Here is a 16,556-nt window from a genome sequence, read left to right as displayed (position 1 = left end):
TACGGCACTATGTAAATACTAATGAGAACTACTATCAATTCGACGACGTTTTGATATTATTACGTTCAGATTTTGTGATTTGCGTCCTGGAGATACAGAGTGGGTAATAATTTGATGCAGACGGATCTCTCCGTTTGGGGCATGTATCAACATGCTGACATCGTAGTTAAGATTGTGATGATCGGCCTGATTCTGGCGTCCGTGATCACCTGGGCTATCTTCTTCAGCAAGAGCGCCGAACTTCTTTCACAAAAACGCCGCCTCAAGCGTGAGCAGAAGCAGCTGGCGGAAGCCCGTTCTCTGGATCAGGCTTCTGATATCACCTCATCCTTCCATGCGAAAAGCCTGACTACCCTGTTAGTGAACGAAGCGCAGAACGAGCTGGAACTCTCCGCAGGCAGTGAAGATAACGAAGGCATTAAAGAGCGTACCGGCTTCCGTCTGGAGCGTCGCGTTGCGGCCGTGGGTCGTCATATGGGCCGCGGTAACGGCTACCTGGCGACTATCGGCGCTATCTCCCCGTTCGTCGGCCTGTTCGGTACCGTCTGGGGCATCATGAACAGCTTTATCGGTATCGCCCAGACGCAGACCACTAACCTTGCGGTCGTCGCGCCGGGTATCGCAGAAGCGCTGCTGGCAACGGCTATCGGTCTGGTTGCCGCTATCCCGGCGGTTGTTATCTATAACATCTTCGCGCGCATGATTGGCAGTTACAAAGCCACACTGGGTGACGTTGCCGCGCAGGTTCTGCTGCTGCAAAGCCGCGATCTGGACCTGAACGCCAGCGCCGTTAAACCGGTTCATGCGGCGTCCAAACTGCGCGTAGGTTGATTGTATGGCAATGCGTCTTAATGAAAATCTGGACGATAACGGTGAAATGCATGAGATCAACGTGACGCCGTTTATCGACGTCATGCTGGTTCTGCTGATTATCTTTATGGTTGCCGCACCGCTGGCGACGGTGGATGTGAAGGTGAATCTGCCTGCGTCCTCCAGCCAGCCGCAGCCGCGTCCGGAAAAGCCTATCTACCTGTCCGTGAAGGCCGATAAGTCCATGTTCCTGGGCAACGATCCGGTAACGGATGCCTCGGTTATTCCGGCGCTGGACCAGCTCACCGGCGGCAAGAAAGACACCACCGTCTTCTTCCGCGCGGATAAAACCGTCGATTATGAAACCATGATGAAGGTAATGGACACGCTGCATCAGGCGGGATACCTGAAGATTGGTCTGGTCGGCGAAGAGAAAGCGGCCGCGAAGTAAAACGAAGGCTCTTGCAGCCTTGCCTGCCGGGTGGCGGCGTCGCATTACCCGGCCTGCATTCCGCAACAATCATTGTTGTCTCACTCTGAAGGCGCCGTCGGCGCCTCTTCATCAAGCGCCACACAGGTCACGTTTGATGTACGGTAATTGCCTTCCGAGAGTTTACGGGTCAGGCGCAGGGTGGCTGTCTCGCGTGCCAGCAGGTACTGATAGTTCGCCTCCAGTCGCCCGAGGATCTTCTCTTTAAGCTCAGGACGCTGTTCAATAATGGCGTTCATCACCGCGCCGTAAATCTCCTCCTTGGCCTGCAAGGCGTAAATCTCCCGACGGTTCTGCCATTTCAGGCGTACCAGCGTGGCCGGAATCGAAACCAAATCCTGCGTAATTCGCGTCATCTCGTCATTTTTTATCTTTTTCAGGGCGTCGAGATTCTGCTTTAAGATAAATTCATCGCTTTTTTTATCATCTAAAGTCAAATAAACGTTATTACCGCTATCATCATTCACGTTAATCTTCCCCCAGGTTATAAAAAATGGGATTGTTTTTTTCACGCGTAATTAAATTAAGCCAAATTTCATTGCCGGCTTCATTTATTTGCTGCGTTTTCCCGACCATTATTTGACTTAGCGTCTGGGCGTCTATTTCCCCTTCGGCCTGTAAATCATTCAGCAGATGAACTAAGGCTTCAATCTTGATCGCGCGAAATAAACGCTCTTTTAAATGGCGATCGTGCTCTTCCAGCACCATATTACGGGATTTGCCGGTGCGTGTAACACCAATTAATATGTCGGCTTCATAGTCGGAGAGTTTTCTTTTTCCTTGAGTGAAATTCGCCTCTTTATCTGCTTCCGTCGAAGGCTGTTCCACAGGCGTAATGTGGTACTTTGCCGGGACAAGATTGTCGGGCAGCATTTTAATTTCCTTTAATTTCAAAAGGGTGGGGTTGGAAAAAGGGTGAGATTCGTTGACAATATCATGAGGCAATTTTAAAATCAAAAAAAATGGAGCCTACCCATGAACAGCATTTTCTTCACGGTCATAACGTTACTATTACTGACCGCTGGCGTGCTTTTATTGATGCAAGAGTTCAATAAAACGAAAGTGTCAAAAGACGTCAGTGAACCGCCGCAGCCTGAATTGATGTCGAAAGAGGAGGGGGAAGATCATTTCTCCGTATTGATGAACGCCGTGACGCCGGTCTGGTACTGGCGAGTAAATCACGAATATATCGATTTCCTCCATGCGACAATTAAGCGAATGAAAATGGCCGAAATTAATGATACGCCCGGCCTGTTCGACGCGCAGCGCCGCTGTAGCGACCTTAATTCGGCGGTTTATAAATATTACGACAATATCAAAAAGCGCTGTCTGAATGGCGAGAAGGTGTCGTACTCCGATTTAGATGTATTAAATCTGCGCCAGTGTTTTCGTGAGTTTAGCCTGGAAGCCTACCCGGAACTGGTCGCGCTGGTCTGGCCGGAGTATGCGCGTCCGGATGTAGATCCCAACGAGGTATAGTTGAGATATACTCAGCGCTGGTTTCGTTTGCAGACAGGATTTTATGGAACGCTTCTTTGAAAACGCAATGTATGCCTCTCGCTGGCTGCTCGCACCCGTCTATTTTGGTCTCTCCCTGGCGCTGGTCGCCCTGACGATTAAGTTCTTTCAGGAGATATTCCACGTCCTGCCAAACATTTTCTCCGTGGCAGAAGCCGATTTGATTCTGGTTCTACTGTCGCTGGTAGATATGACGTTGGTGGGAGGATTACTGGTGATGGTGATGTTCTCCGGTTATGAGAATTTCGTCTCTCAGCTTGATATCGCCGAGCACAAAGAAAAGCTCAGCTGGCTGGGGAAAATGGACGCCTCATCGCTGAAGAATAAAGTCGCGGCGTCGATTGTTGCAATTTCGTCTATTCACCTGTTACGCGTCTTTATGGACGCGAAAAACGTCCCGGATAATAAGCTGATGTGGTATGTGATTATCCACCTGACGTTTGTGCTGTCGGCGTTTGTGATGGGGTATCTGGATAAGATCAGTAAGAAATAAATTCACCACGCCCCCTCTCCCTGTGGGAGAGGGGGCGTGGTAAGGGCAGCAGGCCGCACTATTTATCCGACGACGCCTGCCACAAATTCAGCTCACCATCCGCAACGTGCTGGTCAATCCGCATCAGTTCATCTTCGCTAAAGCGCAGGTTATTCAGCGCCTGAACGTTCTCTTCCAGCTGCTCCGGGCGGCTCGCGCCAATCAGTACCGACGTTACACGCTCATCTTTCAACAACCAGCTTAGCGCCATCTGCGCCATCGTCTGCCCGCGCGCGTGCGCCATCTCGTTCAGCAGACGAAGGCTGCTCAGGTTGGCTTCCGTCAGCATTTTCTCCGTCAGGCCGCGCACTTTTTTCCCTTCGCGCTGCATACGTGAACCGTCCGGAATGCCGTTCAGGTATTTTCCGGTGAGCAGGCCCTGTGCCAGCGGGGTAAAGGCGATACAGCCCGTTCCGTTTTTCTCCAGCGCGTCCAGCAGGCCGGTCTTGTCGACCCAGCGGTTAAGCAGGTTGTAAGACGGCTGGTGGATCAAAAGCGGGATCTTCCACTCGCGCAGCAATTTGGTCATCGCCGCCGTGCGTTCCGTGGAGTAAGACGAAATGCCGACATACAGCGCTTTTCCGCTCTGCACCGCGTGTGCCAGCGCGGCGGCGGTCTCTTCCATCGGCGTGTTTTCGTCTACGCGGTGAGAATAGAAAATATCCACATACTCCACACCCATGCGGTTCAGGCTCTGGTCGAGGCTGGCGAGCAGGTACTTACGTGAACCGCCCGAACCATACGGTCCTGGCCACATGTCGTAGCCCGCTTTGGTGGAGATGATCAGCTCGTCACGATAGCCGGCAAAATCCTCCCGCAGCAGGCGGCCAAAATTCTCTTCAGCGCTGCCCGGAGGGGGGCCGTAGTTGTTGGCAAGGTCAAAGTGGGTAATGCCGAGATCGAAGGCCTTACGCAGCAGCGCGCGCTGGGAATCGAGCGGCTGAACGTGACCGAAGCTGTGCCACAGGCCCAGCGACAGTGCCGGTAAGCGCAGGCCGCTTTTGCCGCAGTATCGGTACTGCATGTTTTCGTATCGGCCGGTGTAAGGGTGCCAGGACATGATGTCTCCTTTCTTGTCGGTGAATTTTCGAAACAACGTTTTCATTCTATGCCGACTCGATAATGAAAAAAGTATATTTTCTACAGTATCTGCCGATAACGAGGGGAGTACTCGCCTCTGGGCGAATTCACCCTCACGGCAAGGAATACTCAATGAAGATGCTTCGTAATTTCACCATCCGTTTCGTCATGCTGACGATACTGGGGATCTTTTGTGTCATGTGGGCAGGCGTGGGGCTTTACAGCACCTGGTCTCTGTCTCGTGTTTCTGATGGTAATGACGTTGACCGCCAGCTGGTCCGGCAAATGACGGTGCTGAGCCAGGGCAACGATCAGTATTTCCGTTTCGTCACCCGCCTGAGCCGGGCAATGGAAGTTAAAGCGGCGGGCGGCACGCCGGACCTGGCTCCTGCTCAGCAGGCGCTGGATAACATGAGTAAAAAGCTGGCAGAGATGAAAGCTATCTCCCCGGGCCCGATGGATGAAAAGGTGTCTGCGCAGGTGATTTCCACCTGGCAGGCGCTGCTCGATCAGGGCGTTACACCGCAGATGGCGCAGGCGAAGCAGGCGACGCTCGAAGGTTATCGTCAGCATGCCAACAACGTCACGCCGCCGCTAAGCCGTGCATTCGGGTCAGCGGCTGAGAACTTTAACAATACCGCGGCGAAGGCGCTCGACAGCACGCGCGTGGTGGTCGACGGCCTCACCAGCATGACCCGGACGGTAATTATCACCGCCACGATCGTGGGTCTGCTGATCCTGCTTTTCACCGACCGCTACCTGGTGGCGATACTGGTAAAACCGCTGGATCGTATCCGTCAGCAGTTCCGCCAGATTGCGCAGGGCGACCTCAGCCAGCCGATTGAATCTTTGGGCCGCAACTGCGTGGGGCAACTGGTACCGCTGCTGAGTGCAATGCAGGACAGCCTGCGGGAGGCGGTCAGCACGATTCGTTCCGGCAGCGAGAATATCTGGCGCGGGGCAACGGAGATCTCCAGCGGGAATAACGATCTTTCTTCGCGTACCGAAGAGCAGGCCGCCGCGCTGGAAGAGACCGCGGCCAGCATGGAGCAGCTTACCGCAACGGTGAATCTGAACGCCGAAAGCGCGCGCCAGGCCAGCCAGCTTGCGGATGTCGCCTCCAGCACGGCCAGCCGCGGCGGGTCGCTGGTGGAAGATGTGGTTACGACCATGAGCGGCATTTCGGACAGCTCGAAAAAAATCGCTGAAATCACCACCGTTATCAACAGCATCGCTTTCCAGACTAATATTCTGGCGCTGAACGCCGCGGTGGAAGCCGCCCGGGCCGGGGAGCAGGGGCGAGGCTTTGCGGTCGTGGCGGGTGAGGTACGTAATCTGGCCAGCCGCAGCGCGAATGCGGCCAAAGAGATCGAAGGGCTGATTGCGGATTCCGTTGCCCGCGTGGAGCAGGGGGCGCAGCTGGTGAACGATACCGGCACCACGATGGAAGCAATCCTGCGCGACGTGACGGAAGTGACCGTCATTATGAAGCAGATCGCCACCGCGTCAGAGGAGCAGAGCAAAGGAATTTCTCAGGTCGGCGTTGCCATCACGCAGATGGACGGCGTGACCCAGCAGAACGCCTCGCTGGTGGAGCAGGTTTCCGCCGCCGCCGCCGCACTGGAACGGCAGACCGAAGAACTCCAGCGCTCAGTGCAGAAATTCCGTCTCACCGCGTAACCTCATCGTGTCAGGCCGTCTCTGGCGGCCTGACGTTTATCGCTCTGAATAATCTGTGTTACCTGCGACAGCTGACCAATTTTCACTTCGCTTGCCCGCATAAATTTACTTTTGTCGATCAGTAGCAGCGACTGGCTGGCGCGGTTTAACAGCAGCGCCTTAAAGCCCGCGTTGTGCTCGGACGGATCCCAGAGAACGCCATGCTCATCGACCCCTTCACACGAGAAGATAAACAGATCGATCTCCAGCCCTTTTAGCTGCGTCACCAGCGCCGGATTAACATAGCAGCGATACTTACGCTCAAGCGTTCCGCCGGAGCAGATAAGCGTGATCCGCTCGCGCTTTGCCATCTCGTGGCAGACAGGCAGGCTGTTGGTAAATACGGTGAGGTCGATGTCCGGCAACTGGCGCGCCAGATGAAAGCAGGTTGAGCTGGCGTCGAGGGCGATGGTCATCCCTTCGCTGATCCAGCCCAGCGCGTGGCGGGCAATATCGGCTTTGTCGGCATAATGGCTTTTCAGGCGTGCGCCAAAGGGTTCACCGCTGTCGCGGCTGTCCGGGTGAATCAGACGCGCGCGCCCGTGCTGGCGCAGAAGCTTCCCCTGCTGCTGCAACGACTTCAGATCCCGGCGGATCGTCTCTTTGCTGACGGAGAGCTTTTCAGCCAGCACCTCGGTAGTCAGCCAGTCGCTTTGACTCAGCAGGGTGATAAGGCTCTGCTGTCGGGTCGCTTTTAGCGTCTGGTCTGACATACGAGGCTCCTTGCGCACGCGTGCTGACGCATTTTTCTCATCGCGGAAGAAGGGCGGCGAACCGCCCGGTCATGGATCAACCCTGACGTTTATCTTCCGTCTGGGTATCGAAGTCGCTTGCTGAATGACGCTCATGCAACTGCTCGTTCAGCTCGCCGTTGGTACGGTTAACAATGCGCCCGCGTTTCACGGCCGGACGATTCGCCACATCTTTTGCCCAGCGCTGCACGTTGGTGTACTTCCCGGCATCCAGGAACTCGGCGGCGTTATAGACGCTGCCCAACGCCACGCAGCCAAACCATGGCCAGACTGCCATATCCGCAATGGTATATTCCTCACCCGCTACGTAACGACCGCGCGCCAGCTGTTTGTCCAGCACGTCGAACAGGCGTTTAGCTTCCATGGTGAAGCGATCGATAGCGTACTCAATCTTCACTGGCGCGTAGTTATAGAAGTGGCCAAAACCGCCGCCGAGGAACGGGGCCGCGCCCTGTAACCAGAACAGCCAGTTCAGGGTTTCCGTTCGTCCTGCCGGATCTTTTGGCAGGAAGTGACCAAATTTCTCGGCCAGATAGAGCAGGATATTGCCGGATTCAAAGACGCGCGTCGGCGGGGTGGTGGAGTGGTCACGCAGGGCCGGGATCTTCGAGTTCGGGTTCACGTCGACAAAACCGCTGGAGAACTGATCGCCCTCGCCAATGCGGATCAACCATGCGTCGTATTCCGCGCCCGTCACGCCCAGCGCCAGCAGCTCTTCCAGCATGATGGTAACTTTCTGTCCATTCGGCGTACCGAGAGAGTACAGCTGGAGCGGGTGCGCGCCCACAGGTAGCTCTTTCTCGTGCGTCGCGCCCGAGACGGGACGGTTGATATTGGCGAACGCGCCGCCGTTATTCTGTTTCCATTCCCACACTTTCGGTGGCTGATAGGTGTTATCTGACATGTTGGCCTGCCTCTTTGGTGTTGTGTTGAGGCAGTGTAGCAGGAGATGCAGGAACCGTTTAACGATGCGAGCGTAATGGGCAGGGCGGGTGTATGATAACGCCACCTCTGTCAGTTAATTACAACGTGCAGACGACGACAACCCCACAAAAAAATTGCCGCCTGCCTGTTTTAGGTTGGACACATGCGTAAAGGAACGTTAAGCAGTGACGCCCCCTTCGGGACGTTATTAGGTTATGCGCCGGGTGGCGTGGCGATTTACTCTTCAAATTACGGCAGTCTCGATCCGCGTCACTACCCGGAAGATGCGGAATTCCGCAGCTATATCGGCAACGAGTACATGGGCCATAAATGGCAGTGCGTTGAGTTTGCGCGCCGTTTCCTGTTTCTCAATCACGGGTTTGTCTTTACCGACGTCGGGATGGCGTGGGAGATCTTCTCCCTGCGTTTTTTGCGCCAGGTGGTAAACGACAATATTCTGCCGCTACAGGCCTTTGCTAATGGCTCAAAACGTGCGCCGCAGGCCGGTGCGCTGCTCATCTGGCAAAAGGGCGGTGAGTTTCATGAGACCGGCCACGTCGCCGTCATTACCCAGCTGCTGGATGACAGAGTACGCATTGCCGAGCAGAACGTTATTCACTCCCCGCTGCCGATGGGGCAGCAGTGGACGCGCGAGCTGCGTCTGAGCGTGGAGGACGGTTGCTATACGCTTCATGACACGTTCAACGATACCGAGATCCTCGGCTGGATGATCCAGACGGAGGAGACGGAACACAGTATTCCTCAGCCGGAGATCGACGGTGAACTGCTGAAAATCAGCGGCGCGCGGTTGAAGAACAACCGCCAGTTCGACGGGAAATGGCTCAATGAAGACGACGCCCTGCAACAGGCGTACGTTCGCGCCAACGGCCACGTTATCAACAACGATCCCTGCCAGTATTTCACCATTACCGAAAGCGCCGAGCAGGAGCTGATCAAAGCCACCAACGAACTGCACCTGATGTACCTTCATGCCACCGACAAGGTGCTGAAAGACGACAGCTTACTCGCGCTTTTCGACATCCCAAAAATCCTCTGGCCGCGTCTGCGCCTCTCCTGGCAGTGGCGTCGTCACCATATGATCACCGGTCGTATGGATTTCTGCATGGATGAGCGCGGCATTAAGGTTTACGAGTACAACGCGGATTCCGCCTCCTGCCATACCGAGGGCGGGCTGATTCTTGAAGAGTGGGTGAAAAACGGCTATCGCGGCACCGGCCACAATCCGGCGGAAGGCTTGCTGGAGGAGCTGACCGGCGCATGGAAGCACAGCCACGCGCGGCCGTTCGTCCATATCATGCAGGACAACGATATTGAAGAGGATTACCACGCGCTCTTTATTCAGCGCTCGCTGATCCAGGCCGGGTTTGAAACCAAAATCCTGCATGGACTGGGCGCGCTGAGCTGGGATGCCGCCGGGCAACTGATTGATGATGAAGGCCGTCACGTTAACTGCGTATGGAAAACCTGGGCCTGGGAAACGGCGATTGAGCAGATCCGCGAGGTGAGCGAAACCGAGTACGCCGCCGTGCCTATCCGCACCGGTCACCCGCAAGGTGAAGTGCGCCTGATTGACGTCCTGCTGCGCCCGGAAGTGCTGGTCTTTGAACCGCTGTGGACGGTGATCCCAGGTAACAAGGCGATCCTGCCGGTGCTGTGGCAGCTCTTCCCGAACCACCGTTACCTGCTGGATACCGATTTTGAGGTCAACGATCTGCTCAAACGGACCGGTTATGCCGTTAAACCGATCGCCGGACGCTGCGGGAGCAATATCGATCTGATCGGCGCCCAGGACGAACTGCTGGACCAGTCCAGCGGCAAGTTTGTTGACCGCAAGAATATCTACCAGCAGCTATGGTGCCTGCCGAAGGTTGACGGCAGATACATTCAGGTCTGCACCTTTACCGTGGGCGGGAATTATGGCGGAACCTGCCTGCGTGGGGATAACTCGCTGGTGGTGAAGAAAGAGAGCGATATTGAACCGCTGATTGTGGTGAAGGATAACTAATTCATACCCGCGACAAAAAAGCCCCCGCCGGATAACCTGCGGGGGCTTTTTCTTACTCTTCTTTCTCGTCCTGCTGCTCGCTGATCTTCAAATCAATGATCCGGCCAATCTGGTCATGGTAAACCGTCAGCAGGTTGTACTGGCTCATCTCGGACATAATTTGCGGCGTGACGTTAAAACTTTGGGCAAGCTCGTCATGGCGCAACATTTCCGGATGACGCCGCCTCACATGCGCGCGGCGGCGATTGTACTGATACCACAGGATCAGCAGCCAGCCGTTGAACGCGGCAATCAGCAGATAAACCAGCACTGTATTAAACGAGGCGATAATTACGTTCCAGCGGTGATCGCCCTCCTCGGTTAACTGCATCCACAGCCTGGCGTACAGGAAAAACAGGAATCCTCCCCAGGCTATCAGCGTTAATGCAGCATCGAAAAGACGCGGTGCCAGCCGATGTTCAGTCAAAATTAACGTACTCTCGTTCATTGAATGCTCCCTTTACCCCGGTCCGGACTGATCCAGCGCGCGCGGGCGCGTTTACGTTTAAGCATGACTTTCGGAAATGCCACGAGGGTGGTAAACAGGCCAATCATCCAGTACACCATCGGGAACCAGATTACCCAGAACAGCGAGCCTGCCACATTCCGCTCGTAGCGCCGCTCGATATACAAACTGACGAGGAATTGCAGCAGGCACATTACGCCCAGCAGCAGCCCGGTAAACGCCGGGGGAAACAGGCTCGCAACGGCCAGGTTCGCGGGAAGAGGGATAATATGGCTGAGAATGAACAACACCACGGTCGCCCCATAGGCAAATGCCCACAGCGTTGATAGGGCGTACTCGAGAAACAGGGGCCACATGCGATGATGCTCCCAGCGGGCCATCTTGCGCAGGTTAACCAGAAACACCTCTGCCCCCCCCTGCGCCCAGCGCAGACGCTGCTTCCACAGTCCCTTTAGCGTCTCCGGCATCAGGATCCAGCACAGTGCCCGTGGCTCGAAAAAGATATCCCAGTGGCGAAGCTGAAGCTTCCAGCTTATGTCGATATCCTCTGTGATCATATCCGGGCTCCAGTACCCGACATCCGCCAGCGCCTGTCGGCGAAAGGCGGCGATGACGCCGGAGACGGTAAAGACCCGGCCATAGATCCGCTGCGTTCGCTTGATGAGGCCAATAATGGAAGAAAACTCGCCCACCTGAATACGACCAATCAGCGTTGAGCGCGTGCGAATACGCGGATTTCCGGTGACGGCCCCAACGTGGGGATACTGAATCAGCGGTGCCACCAGATACGCCGCGGTGTCGCGGTCGAGCAGGGCGTCGCCGTCAATGCAGACCAACAGATCGCCCCGGGCCGCCGCAGCGCCGGCCTTGAGCGCCACGGCTTTCCCCTGGTTCTCCGCGAGATTAATCACCCGCAGGCGCGGCTGCTCCCGCGCCAGCTGTTGCAGTACCTCCGCCGTGTTATCAGAAGAACCGTCGTTGATGGCGATAACTTCTACATTCCAGTACCGCTGATCCAGCGCGGCACTAATGGTCTCCCGTGCGTTGCGTTCCTCATTGAAGCAGGGAATAAGAATCGAGATTAACGGCTCACCGGCTAAGGCGGGGGCGGGTGTTGCGTTATCCCACGACCAGTGCCGTTCAAGCTGAAACCAGAAATAGAGGCCGCCGGTTACCCAGAGCACGGACATAAACAGCGGCCAGAAAAAGACAAAGTCCAGAATCAGTTCGCCAGTAAACAGCGCGGCTACGCCTAACGGCAACCCGAATACCAGACACAAAATAGAGAAGGCGATAATGCGATCAGTCATTGTCAGGATACCAGTACGAAGAAAATTCAGGTCTGATACGCGAAATATCAGGTTGGTTGTTGAGGAAGTCGTCGGGGTAATAACCGTAATTTTTGATGCCGTTCAGCTGGAGCACCCGCATCCACTCCACCAGACGTTCATCGGCTACGGCACGCTGCGGTTTCTGCGCCCAGTCCCTGGCCTGTAGCTCAAAAATCGTTTTATTCAGCGCGCCGGGGCGTGCGGCGACGGCTTTGACTAAACGCGTCAGCCAGGCATTGCTCTCTTCTGCCGGGACGGACTCCATCAGCGGCATTGCCATCGGCACCGTCCAGTCGTAGGCCGCCAGAAAATCATCCAGATTTTGCGCAAACCATGCCTCGCTTTCCGGCTCGAGAATGGGTAACGCGAACATGTTCCGCGCGGTTTTGATCTGCGGGCCACGGATGTTTTTCACCGCCTGGCTCAGGGTGCGGGTAAAGCCGATAAGCCGCTGGCTCTTCTGCCGGGTCGTATCCTGTCCGGCATCGTCAACGTCCGTCAGCACTGCGTCGTCATGGAACAAGATCCCGTTGAAGCTGGCATAGCGGGCCAGATCTTCATAGATCTCCGTCAACTGCTGGCGAACCTGCGGACTCCAGGGGGAGAGCCGGATATAGGGCTCGGCGGCCACGGTCAACTCTCCCGTTTGACGCTCCCGGCGCTGCACGCGCGGCAAGGCTGGACTGAGATCGAAAGAGAGAACCGGCATCCACGCGAAGACTTTCACTCCCGCGCGGGTTTGTAGCTGCCAGGCGACAAAATTAAAGAGATCGGCCCGGACCGGAAGACGACGGTTGGGGAAATAGAGCGCGCTGATCCTGCCGTCGCCCCGCGGATCCGAAAACGCCTGGAGAAACACATGGCTGATTTTCATGTCGTAGACCCGCTGGACGAGTTTGTTGATGTTTTTCGTCTGCTGGGCCGGATCGGGATCGTAGACGTAATCAAGATCAACATGCATGACGCGCACCGGTTCAAACTCCTGAACGCGGCTAACCGTGTTGGCAAAGGTTTTTATCGACGGATTTCCGGCAATCAGCAGGCGCGGGATGTTGCCGAGGTCGCGCACGTTTGCCAGCCCGTCCTCCAGGGTAAAGGCCAGCTGATAGCCCTGTTTCTGGGCGATAGCGAGCGATGTACCGTTAGCAGCCCCATAGGGCCACACCCAGGAACGCGGCGCTTTTCCCGTCACCTGGGTGATTTTATCGGTGACTTTCCGTACGTCTGCGGCGATCCGCTGATTGAAGTGTTCATCGGTTTCGTAATGCCCCGTCGCGTTATCAAAAAAACGGTTAGCGATGGCGGGTTCACGGCTTCCCTGCGGGTTGGCCGGAATGCCGTAATGCGAGGCCCAGGTATGCGAGCCAATCTCAATCAGCGGGGACTGGCTGAGCTCGCGAACCATATCCCAGGTGGCAAAGCGATCGCGGGGCGTCATCAGACCGCCGAAGTTAACTTTTTGATTTGCCGGCGTATCCACCCAGCTGCCCACCGGTGCCCACAGCGCAGGAACGTTCCAGGCCTGAAGCAGGGGCCAGACCCGGGTGTAAAAACTGCTATAACCGTCGTCGAAGCTGAGCAAAACGGCTTTCGGCGGCAGCGCTTTTTTTCCTTCATGCGCATCCAGAATGTCCTGCACGCTAATGGCGTGATAGCCGTTGTGCAAAAGCCAGCTTATCTGCTCGTTTAACGCGCTGGTGCGAACGGAGAGGTAGCGCTGATCGGCGGCATCATCTTCGACGTCGTGGTAGGCCAGGACCAAAAACTGATTCTCCGGCCAGGGTTTGCTGGCCTCCAGCTGCGGCCTCTCTTCAGGGGCCATAAAGGAGAGCGGCTGCGCGCAGAGGCTCGCGCTGAGGCAGAGCCAGCCGATGACGATCAGGCTTACAGAAAAACGTGTGTTCAGCATATTCATCCTTAAAAGCGTAAAGTCGCATCTAACGTGACGGAGAGATTGCTCTCGCGTTTGCCGTCGTAAGGGCGCTTATCCCAGTTCAGCATCACGCCAGTATCGACAACGTTGTTCCACTGGATGCGTTGCCCGTAACCCAGCAGGGTAACGGCGCCAGGTGACTGATTTTTCTGCCAGTAGCTGCCCCCGCCTGCCACGAACTGCTGGCTCCAGAGAGTGTCGTAGTGGCGGTACATCTCATGGTCAACGGACAGGGCAGCCGTCACGGACAGATCCCGTGCCGGGTTGTAATAGAGCGTATTCCGCAGGCTGTTTTTACTGGCGGCGATCCCCGGTTCGAGCTCCAGCGTCAGGGTCGGGGTCTGCCAGAGACGCTCTTTCCCAGAGAGGGTGTATTCCTGACGGCGGTTGTGGTCTGAGAAGCGGCTGATTGCGGCGTTGAACTGGTATTCACGTCGCTCGTTTTGATACCAGCGCACCCCACCTTCACCCCGGTTGGCGCTAATCCCATTGCGTAATGCCCGTAAGGGTGTGGCGCGTGACAAGCGCTCGAGGTTACCACTGACCTGCCAGTTATCACTCAGGCTGTAAGTTGTTGAGAGCCGTGCGCCCGGCCTGTTTTTGCCGTGATAGTGGTTGCCGGAGAGCTCGGCTTCGAGCGTGAGGTCACGGGGGCGCCACTCAACGCCGCCCAACAGGTGGCGGCTGATGCCTTTACCTTCGTCGAAATTCCCCTGGGCATAGCGGGTGCCGGCAAACAGCCGCCAGTTATCCGCCACGGGCGGGCCATAGAGCGTGGCGTCCCAGTTCATGTCGTGGCTACCGCTGACGGGGTTATCTGAGTGCAATCCTTTAGCCGCGTTCAGACGCAGCTCAGACATATGGTGGACCATTCTGAGTCTGTCCAGGCGACGGGCGCTGCGATCGGCGGGGGCGCGAGCAATTACGTTATTAGCCAGTAAATCCATCTGGCGCCACTCCTGAAGGTCCATTGCGACGTAAGCCTGCTGTTTTTCAAGCTCCAGATTCGTGGGTTCGAGCGCCTCTGCTCGTTTAAGCTTTTGCTCGGCCGCGCGCGGCAGGCCTCTGGCCTGAAGCAGGGCGGCATAATCAATCTGTAATCCCTGATTTCCCGGCGCCGTTGACGCCAGACGATACGACAGCTTTTCGGCCTCCGGCAGGGCGTTGGTTGCCAGCAAATAGTTAAATTTGAGTGACTGCCCGGTAAGCCACCGATCGTTTGGCTGGGCGGCGGGGGACCCGAAATCGTAGCGGGTCCAGGGAACGCTGCGGGTCTCGCGCTCAACGTAGCGGCGGGCGGCCTGATATTGCCCCGTATCCAGCCAGGCGTAGAAAAGCGCATGCTCCTCATCCTGCGGATCGGAGGCGTAGTGTGGATAGCGTTGCACAAGCGAGAAGGCGGCAACGGTGTTTTTCTCCTGCAAATATGCAGAGATCACCCAGCCGATGGCCCAGTCCGGCACCGGATGCTGTGCGGCCGTCAGCGACTCATATTCGCTAATGACCTGCCGGTAATTACCCTGCGCATACAGGGCGCCAAGCCGATCGATACGGGCAAGGATGACGTCTTCAGCCGCCTGCGGGTCGTTTTGCCAGCGGGAAAGCAGGGCGTGATAGCGATCTAATGCGTTTTGTGCCAGCCGCAGGCGCTCTTTCTCCGTTCTGCCAGGCACATCCGCCAGGCGTACCCGTTCAGCCGCGGCGTTACGCTCAAGGCGGCGGCGCTCCGCAGGAGAGAGCGCCGCGTTTTGTGACAGCCAGAGTGCGGGCGTGCTTACCCGGTTATCCGTTAGCGCATCGATCGTCTCGCGAAGAAGGGCCTCATTCCCTGGCGCGGCGCTTAGTGCGCGCATGTCAGCCAGCAGCCGATCCCCGTTTTTTCCCTGGCGCATCCAGACATAGGAGAGCGTCTCAAGGTGCGCGGGAGAAGGATTGTCTTTAACCAGCTGCCGGGCTTCCGAAAGCGCGAGGCGATCTTTGCGGGCATCGGCCAGAGTCTTCACATAGCCGATGCGGTAATCGTCGTTATCCGGCGCAAGGCTGAGCGCCTCTTTCCACAGCGATAAGGCGGATGGCCAGGCTTTTTGGTTTCTTCTGGACTGGGCGACGGCAGCGATGGCGCGAGCGGGCAGCGGCATATAAATACCATAACGCTGCCAGACCCGGATAACTTCGTCATCGCGTCCTGCCCAGGAGGCTACCTGTAACCAGTCCGCAACCTGTCCGGGTGTTAAAGCATGTTGTTGCTCATAGCGCTGTAGGTAATCAAGAAACAGAGCGTAATTACCGTTACGTGCCTGTTGTATCTGATGCTCATAAACGGATTCATCAGCCTGAACCAGAACAGGAAAGAGTAAAAGCAGGAACAATAATATTGTGGTGCGATAAAAGAATAACGTAGTGAAGCTAAGCGATCTTTCCATATCTATTTGCCATTTGTTTATTGTGAATCCATTGCATAACACGGCCGCCTTTTAACTCTGTGTTAAAGGGCATAAAGGAGAACATTAAATCTGAATGATGCTACGTTATGGGGTACTTACTTAAAGGTAATTATGAGCCCTCATCTCAGTGGTCTGATTGGGCTTAATGTACACCCGATGTGTTGGGGGATAAATAAGTTGAAAAGCGGCTGGGAGGTTTTGAGATAATTCTGGGGGAAGTAAGTTTTTTAGATAATTTAGTGCAGGGTTGATGTTTTTAATTAATTGATATTAAATGATTTTTCTTTCTCTGCTTCCTGTTTTGTTATATTCAAAATGAAGTTCTTCTGAGTTAATTAAAGTACTTTCTGGTGCATGTTTGGGAAGTTTCATGACAAAAATTCTTAATGTTCAGAGAAGTGACTTTTCTGAAATTCTTTTTTATTTATAATTAACGCCAGGCATTGAGTGATAGTCTGCAAAAAGTCTAGCTCACCAATGTCATATTGAGGG

At 55.6% G+C, this 16,556-nt stretch carries 15 protein-coding genes; 6 read left to right on the top strand and 9 right to left on the bottom strand.

Annotation, left to right across the window (positions count from 1 at the left end; genetic code table 11):
• Positions 1 to 99 precede the first annotated feature (99 nt).
• Together exbB and exbD are read left to right on the top strand one after the other, a co-directional pair.
• Positions 100 to 831 (top strand): tol-pal system-associated acyl-CoA thioesterase, encoded by a 732-nt coding sequence (exbB, locus tag ACOTZD_RS06360; RefSeq protein ID WP_003862482.1) that lies wholly within the window; start codon positions 100 to 102, stop codon positions 829 to 831.
• Positions 832 to 835: 4 nt separating this feature from the next.
• Positions 836 to 1,261 (top strand): TonB system transport protein ExbD, encoded by a 426-nt coding sequence (gene exbD, locus ACOTZD_RS06355; RefSeq protein WP_001251472.1) that lies wholly within the window; start codon positions 836 to 838, stop codon positions 1,259 to 1,261.
• A gap of 80 nt (positions 1,262 to 1,341) precedes the next feature.
• Here exbD and ACOTZD_RS06350 read toward each other — a convergent pair whose 3' ends face one another.
• On the bottom strand, positions 1,342 to 1,767 hold the full coding sequence (locus ACOTZD_RS06350; RefSeq protein ID WP_003862479.1) for a hypothetical protein: 426 nt from the start codon (positions 1,765 to 1,767) through the stop codon (positions 1,342 to 1,344).
• A gap of 1 nt (position 1,768) precedes the next feature.
• Entirely contained in the window at positions 1,769 to 2,173 is a 405-nt protein-coding gene (locus ACOTZD_RS06345) for a hypothetical protein (RefSeq protein ID WP_032610130.1), read from the bottom strand.
• Positions 2,174 to 2,275: 102 nt separating this feature from the next.
• Between ACOTZD_RS06345 and ACOTZD_RS06340 the strand changes: the two genes are divergently transcribed.
• Positions 2,276 to 2,779 (top strand): ESA_00282 family adhesion-associated protein, encoded by a 504-nt coding sequence (locus ACOTZD_RS06340; protein ID WP_003862475.1) that lies wholly within the window; start codon positions 2,276 to 2,278, stop codon positions 2,777 to 2,779.
• A gap of 43 nt (positions 2,780 to 2,822) precedes the next feature.
• Positions 2,823 to 3,311: a TIGR00645 family protein gene (locus ACOTZD_RS06335; protein ID WP_003862473.1), complete on the top strand. Its 489-nt coding sequence runs from the start codon at positions 2,823 to 2,825 to the stop codon at positions 3,309 to 3,311.
• Between the two features lie 58 nt (positions 3,312 to 3,369).
• Here the strand turns inward: ACOTZD_RS06335 and ACOTZD_RS06330 are convergent, their stop codons facing one another.
• Positions 3,370 to 4,410: an aldo/keto reductase gene (locus ACOTZD_RS06330; RefSeq protein WP_032610129.1), complete on the bottom strand. Its 1,041-nt coding sequence runs from the start codon at positions 4,408 to 4,410 to the stop codon at positions 3,370 to 3,372.
• Positions 4,411 to 4,562: 152 nt separating this feature from the next.
• On the opposite strand from ACOTZD_RS06330, the gene ACOTZD_RS06325 reads away from it, so the two are divergent.
• Positions 4,563 to 6,110 (top strand): methyl-accepting chemotaxis protein, encoded by a 1,548-nt coding sequence (locus ACOTZD_RS06325; RefSeq protein WP_174402428.1) that lies wholly within the window; start codon positions 4,563 to 4,565, stop codon positions 6,108 to 6,110.
• A 2-nt stretch (positions 6,111 to 6,112) separates the two neighbouring features.
• Here the strand turns inward: ACOTZD_RS06325 and fucR are convergent, their stop codons facing one another.
• Positions 6,113 to 6,862, bottom strand: a complete 750-nt coding sequence (fucR, locus tag ACOTZD_RS06320; RefSeq protein ID WP_023314843.1) for an L-fucose operon activator — start codon at positions 6,860 to 6,862, stop codon at positions 6,113 to 6,115.
• Positions 6,863 to 6,938: 76 nt separating this feature from the next.
• Positions 6,939 to 7,805, bottom strand: a complete 867-nt coding sequence (gene yghU / locus ACOTZD_RS06315; RefSeq protein ID WP_003862465.1) for a glutathione-dependent disulfide-bond oxidoreductase — start codon at positions 7,803 to 7,805, stop codon at positions 6,939 to 6,941.
• 183 nt (positions 7,806 to 7,988) lie between these two features.
• On the opposite strand from yghU, the gene gss reads away from it, so the two are divergent.
• Positions 7,989 to 9,851, top strand: coding sequence for a bifunctional glutathionylspermidine amidase/synthase (gss, locus tag ACOTZD_RS06310; RefSeq protein WP_047053898.1), 1,863 nt, complete (start codon positions 7,989 to 7,991; stop codon positions 9,849 to 9,851).
• 52 nt (positions 9,852 to 9,903) lie between these two features.
• Here the strand turns inward: gss and pgaD are convergent, their stop codons facing one another.
• Genes pgaD through pgaA form a run of 4 tightly spaced genes read right to left on the bottom strand, consistent with a single transcriptional unit; the run spans position 9,904 to position 16,043 of the window.
• Positions 9,904 to 10,338 carry a poly-beta-1,6-N-acetyl-D-glucosamine biosynthesis protein PgaD gene (gene pgaD / locus ACOTZD_RS06305; RefSeq protein ID WP_023323741.1) on the bottom strand — a complete coding sequence of 145 codons (435 nt, stop codon included), beginning with the start codon at positions 10,336 to 10,338 and terminating at the stop codon, positions 9,904 to 9,906.
• Complete coding sequence (pgaC, locus tag ACOTZD_RS06300; protein ID WP_003862462.1) at positions 10,335 to 11,666, bottom strand: poly-beta-1,6-N-acetyl-D-glucosamine synthase; 1,332 nt, start codon at positions 11,664 to 11,666, stop codon at positions 10,335 to 10,337. Before pgaC ends, pgaD begins: the two co-directional genes overlap by 4 nt.
• Positions 11,659 to 13,596, bottom strand: coding sequence for a poly-beta-1,6-N-acetyl-D-glucosamine N-deacetylase PgaB (gene pgaB, locus ACOTZD_RS06295; RefSeq protein ID WP_174402427.1), 1,938 nt, complete (start codon positions 13,594 to 13,596; stop codon positions 11,659 to 11,661). The genes pgaC and pgaB overlap by 8 nt, the downstream gene beginning before the upstream one ends.
• A gap of 8 nt (positions 13,597 to 13,604) precedes the next feature.
• Complete coding sequence (pgaA, locus tag ACOTZD_RS06290) at positions 13,605 to 16,043, bottom strand: poly-beta-1,6 N-acetyl-D-glucosamine export porin PgaA (protein WP_096947221.1); 2,439 nt, start codon at positions 16,041 to 16,043, stop codon at positions 13,605 to 13,607.
• Between the last annotated feature and the right edge of the window lie 513 nt (positions 16,044 to 16,556).

It is taken from the genome of Enterobacter cloacae complex sp. SHL022 (assembly GCF_049237785.1).
Lineage (GTDB): Bacteria > Pseudomonadota > Gammaproteobacteria > Enterobacterales > Enterobacteriaceae > Enterobacter > Enterobacter hormaechei_C.
Note: the sequence above shows the minus strand (reverse complement) of the source record. Positions and strands in the feature narration are given on the sequence as shown.

Excerpts from the sequence above, each read along its gene's own strand:
- ACOTZD_RS06335 (WP_003862473.1), top strand. The coding sequence starts at position 2,823 with ATGGAACGCTTCTTTGAAAACGCAATGTATGCCTCTCGCTGGCTGCTC.
- fucR (WP_023314843.1), bottom strand. The coding sequence starts at position 6,862 with ATGTCAGACCAGACGCTAAAAGCGACCCGACAGCAGAGCCTTATCACC.
- exbD (WP_001251472.1), top strand. The coding sequence starts at position 836 with ATGGCAATGCGTCTTAATGAAAATCTGGACGATAACGGTGAAATGCAT.
- pgaD (WP_023323741.1), bottom strand. The coding sequence starts at position 10,338 with ATGAACGAGAGTACGTTAATTTTGACTGAACATCGGCTGGCACCGCGT.
- pgaC (WP_003862462.1), bottom strand. The coding sequence starts at position 11,666 with ATGACTGATCGCATTATCGCCTTCTCTATTTTGTGTCTGGTATTCGGG.
- ACOTZD_RS06330 (WP_032610129.1), bottom strand. The coding sequence starts at position 4,410 with ATGTCCTGGCACCCTTACACCGGCCGATACGAAAACATGCAGTACCGA.
- gss (WP_047053898.1), top strand. The coding sequence starts at position 7,989 with ATGCGTAAAGGAACGTTAAGCAGTGACGCCCCCTTCGGGACGTTATTA.
- yghU (WP_003862465.1), bottom strand. The coding sequence starts at position 7,805 with ATGTCAGATAACACCTATCAGCCACCGAAAGTGTGGGAATGGAAACAG.
- pgaA (WP_096947221.1), bottom strand. The coding sequence starts at position 16,043 with ATGGAAAGATCGCTTAGCTTCACTACGTTATTCTTTTATCGCACCACA.
- ACOTZD_RS06345 (WP_032610130.1), bottom strand. The coding sequence starts at position 2,173 with ATGCTGCCCGACAATCTTGTCCCGGCAAAGTACCACATTACGCCTGTG.
- ACOTZD_RS06325 (WP_174402428.1), top strand. The coding sequence starts at position 4,563 with ATGAAGATGCTTCGTAATTTCACCATCCGTTTCGTCATGCTGACGATA.
- ACOTZD_RS06340 (WP_003862475.1), top strand. The coding sequence starts at position 2,276 with ATGAACAGCATTTTCTTCACGGTCATAACGTTACTATTACTGACCGCT.
- pgaB (WP_174402427.1), bottom strand. The coding sequence starts at position 13,596 with ATGCTGAACACACGTTTTTCTGTAAGCCTGATCGTCATCGGCTGGCTC.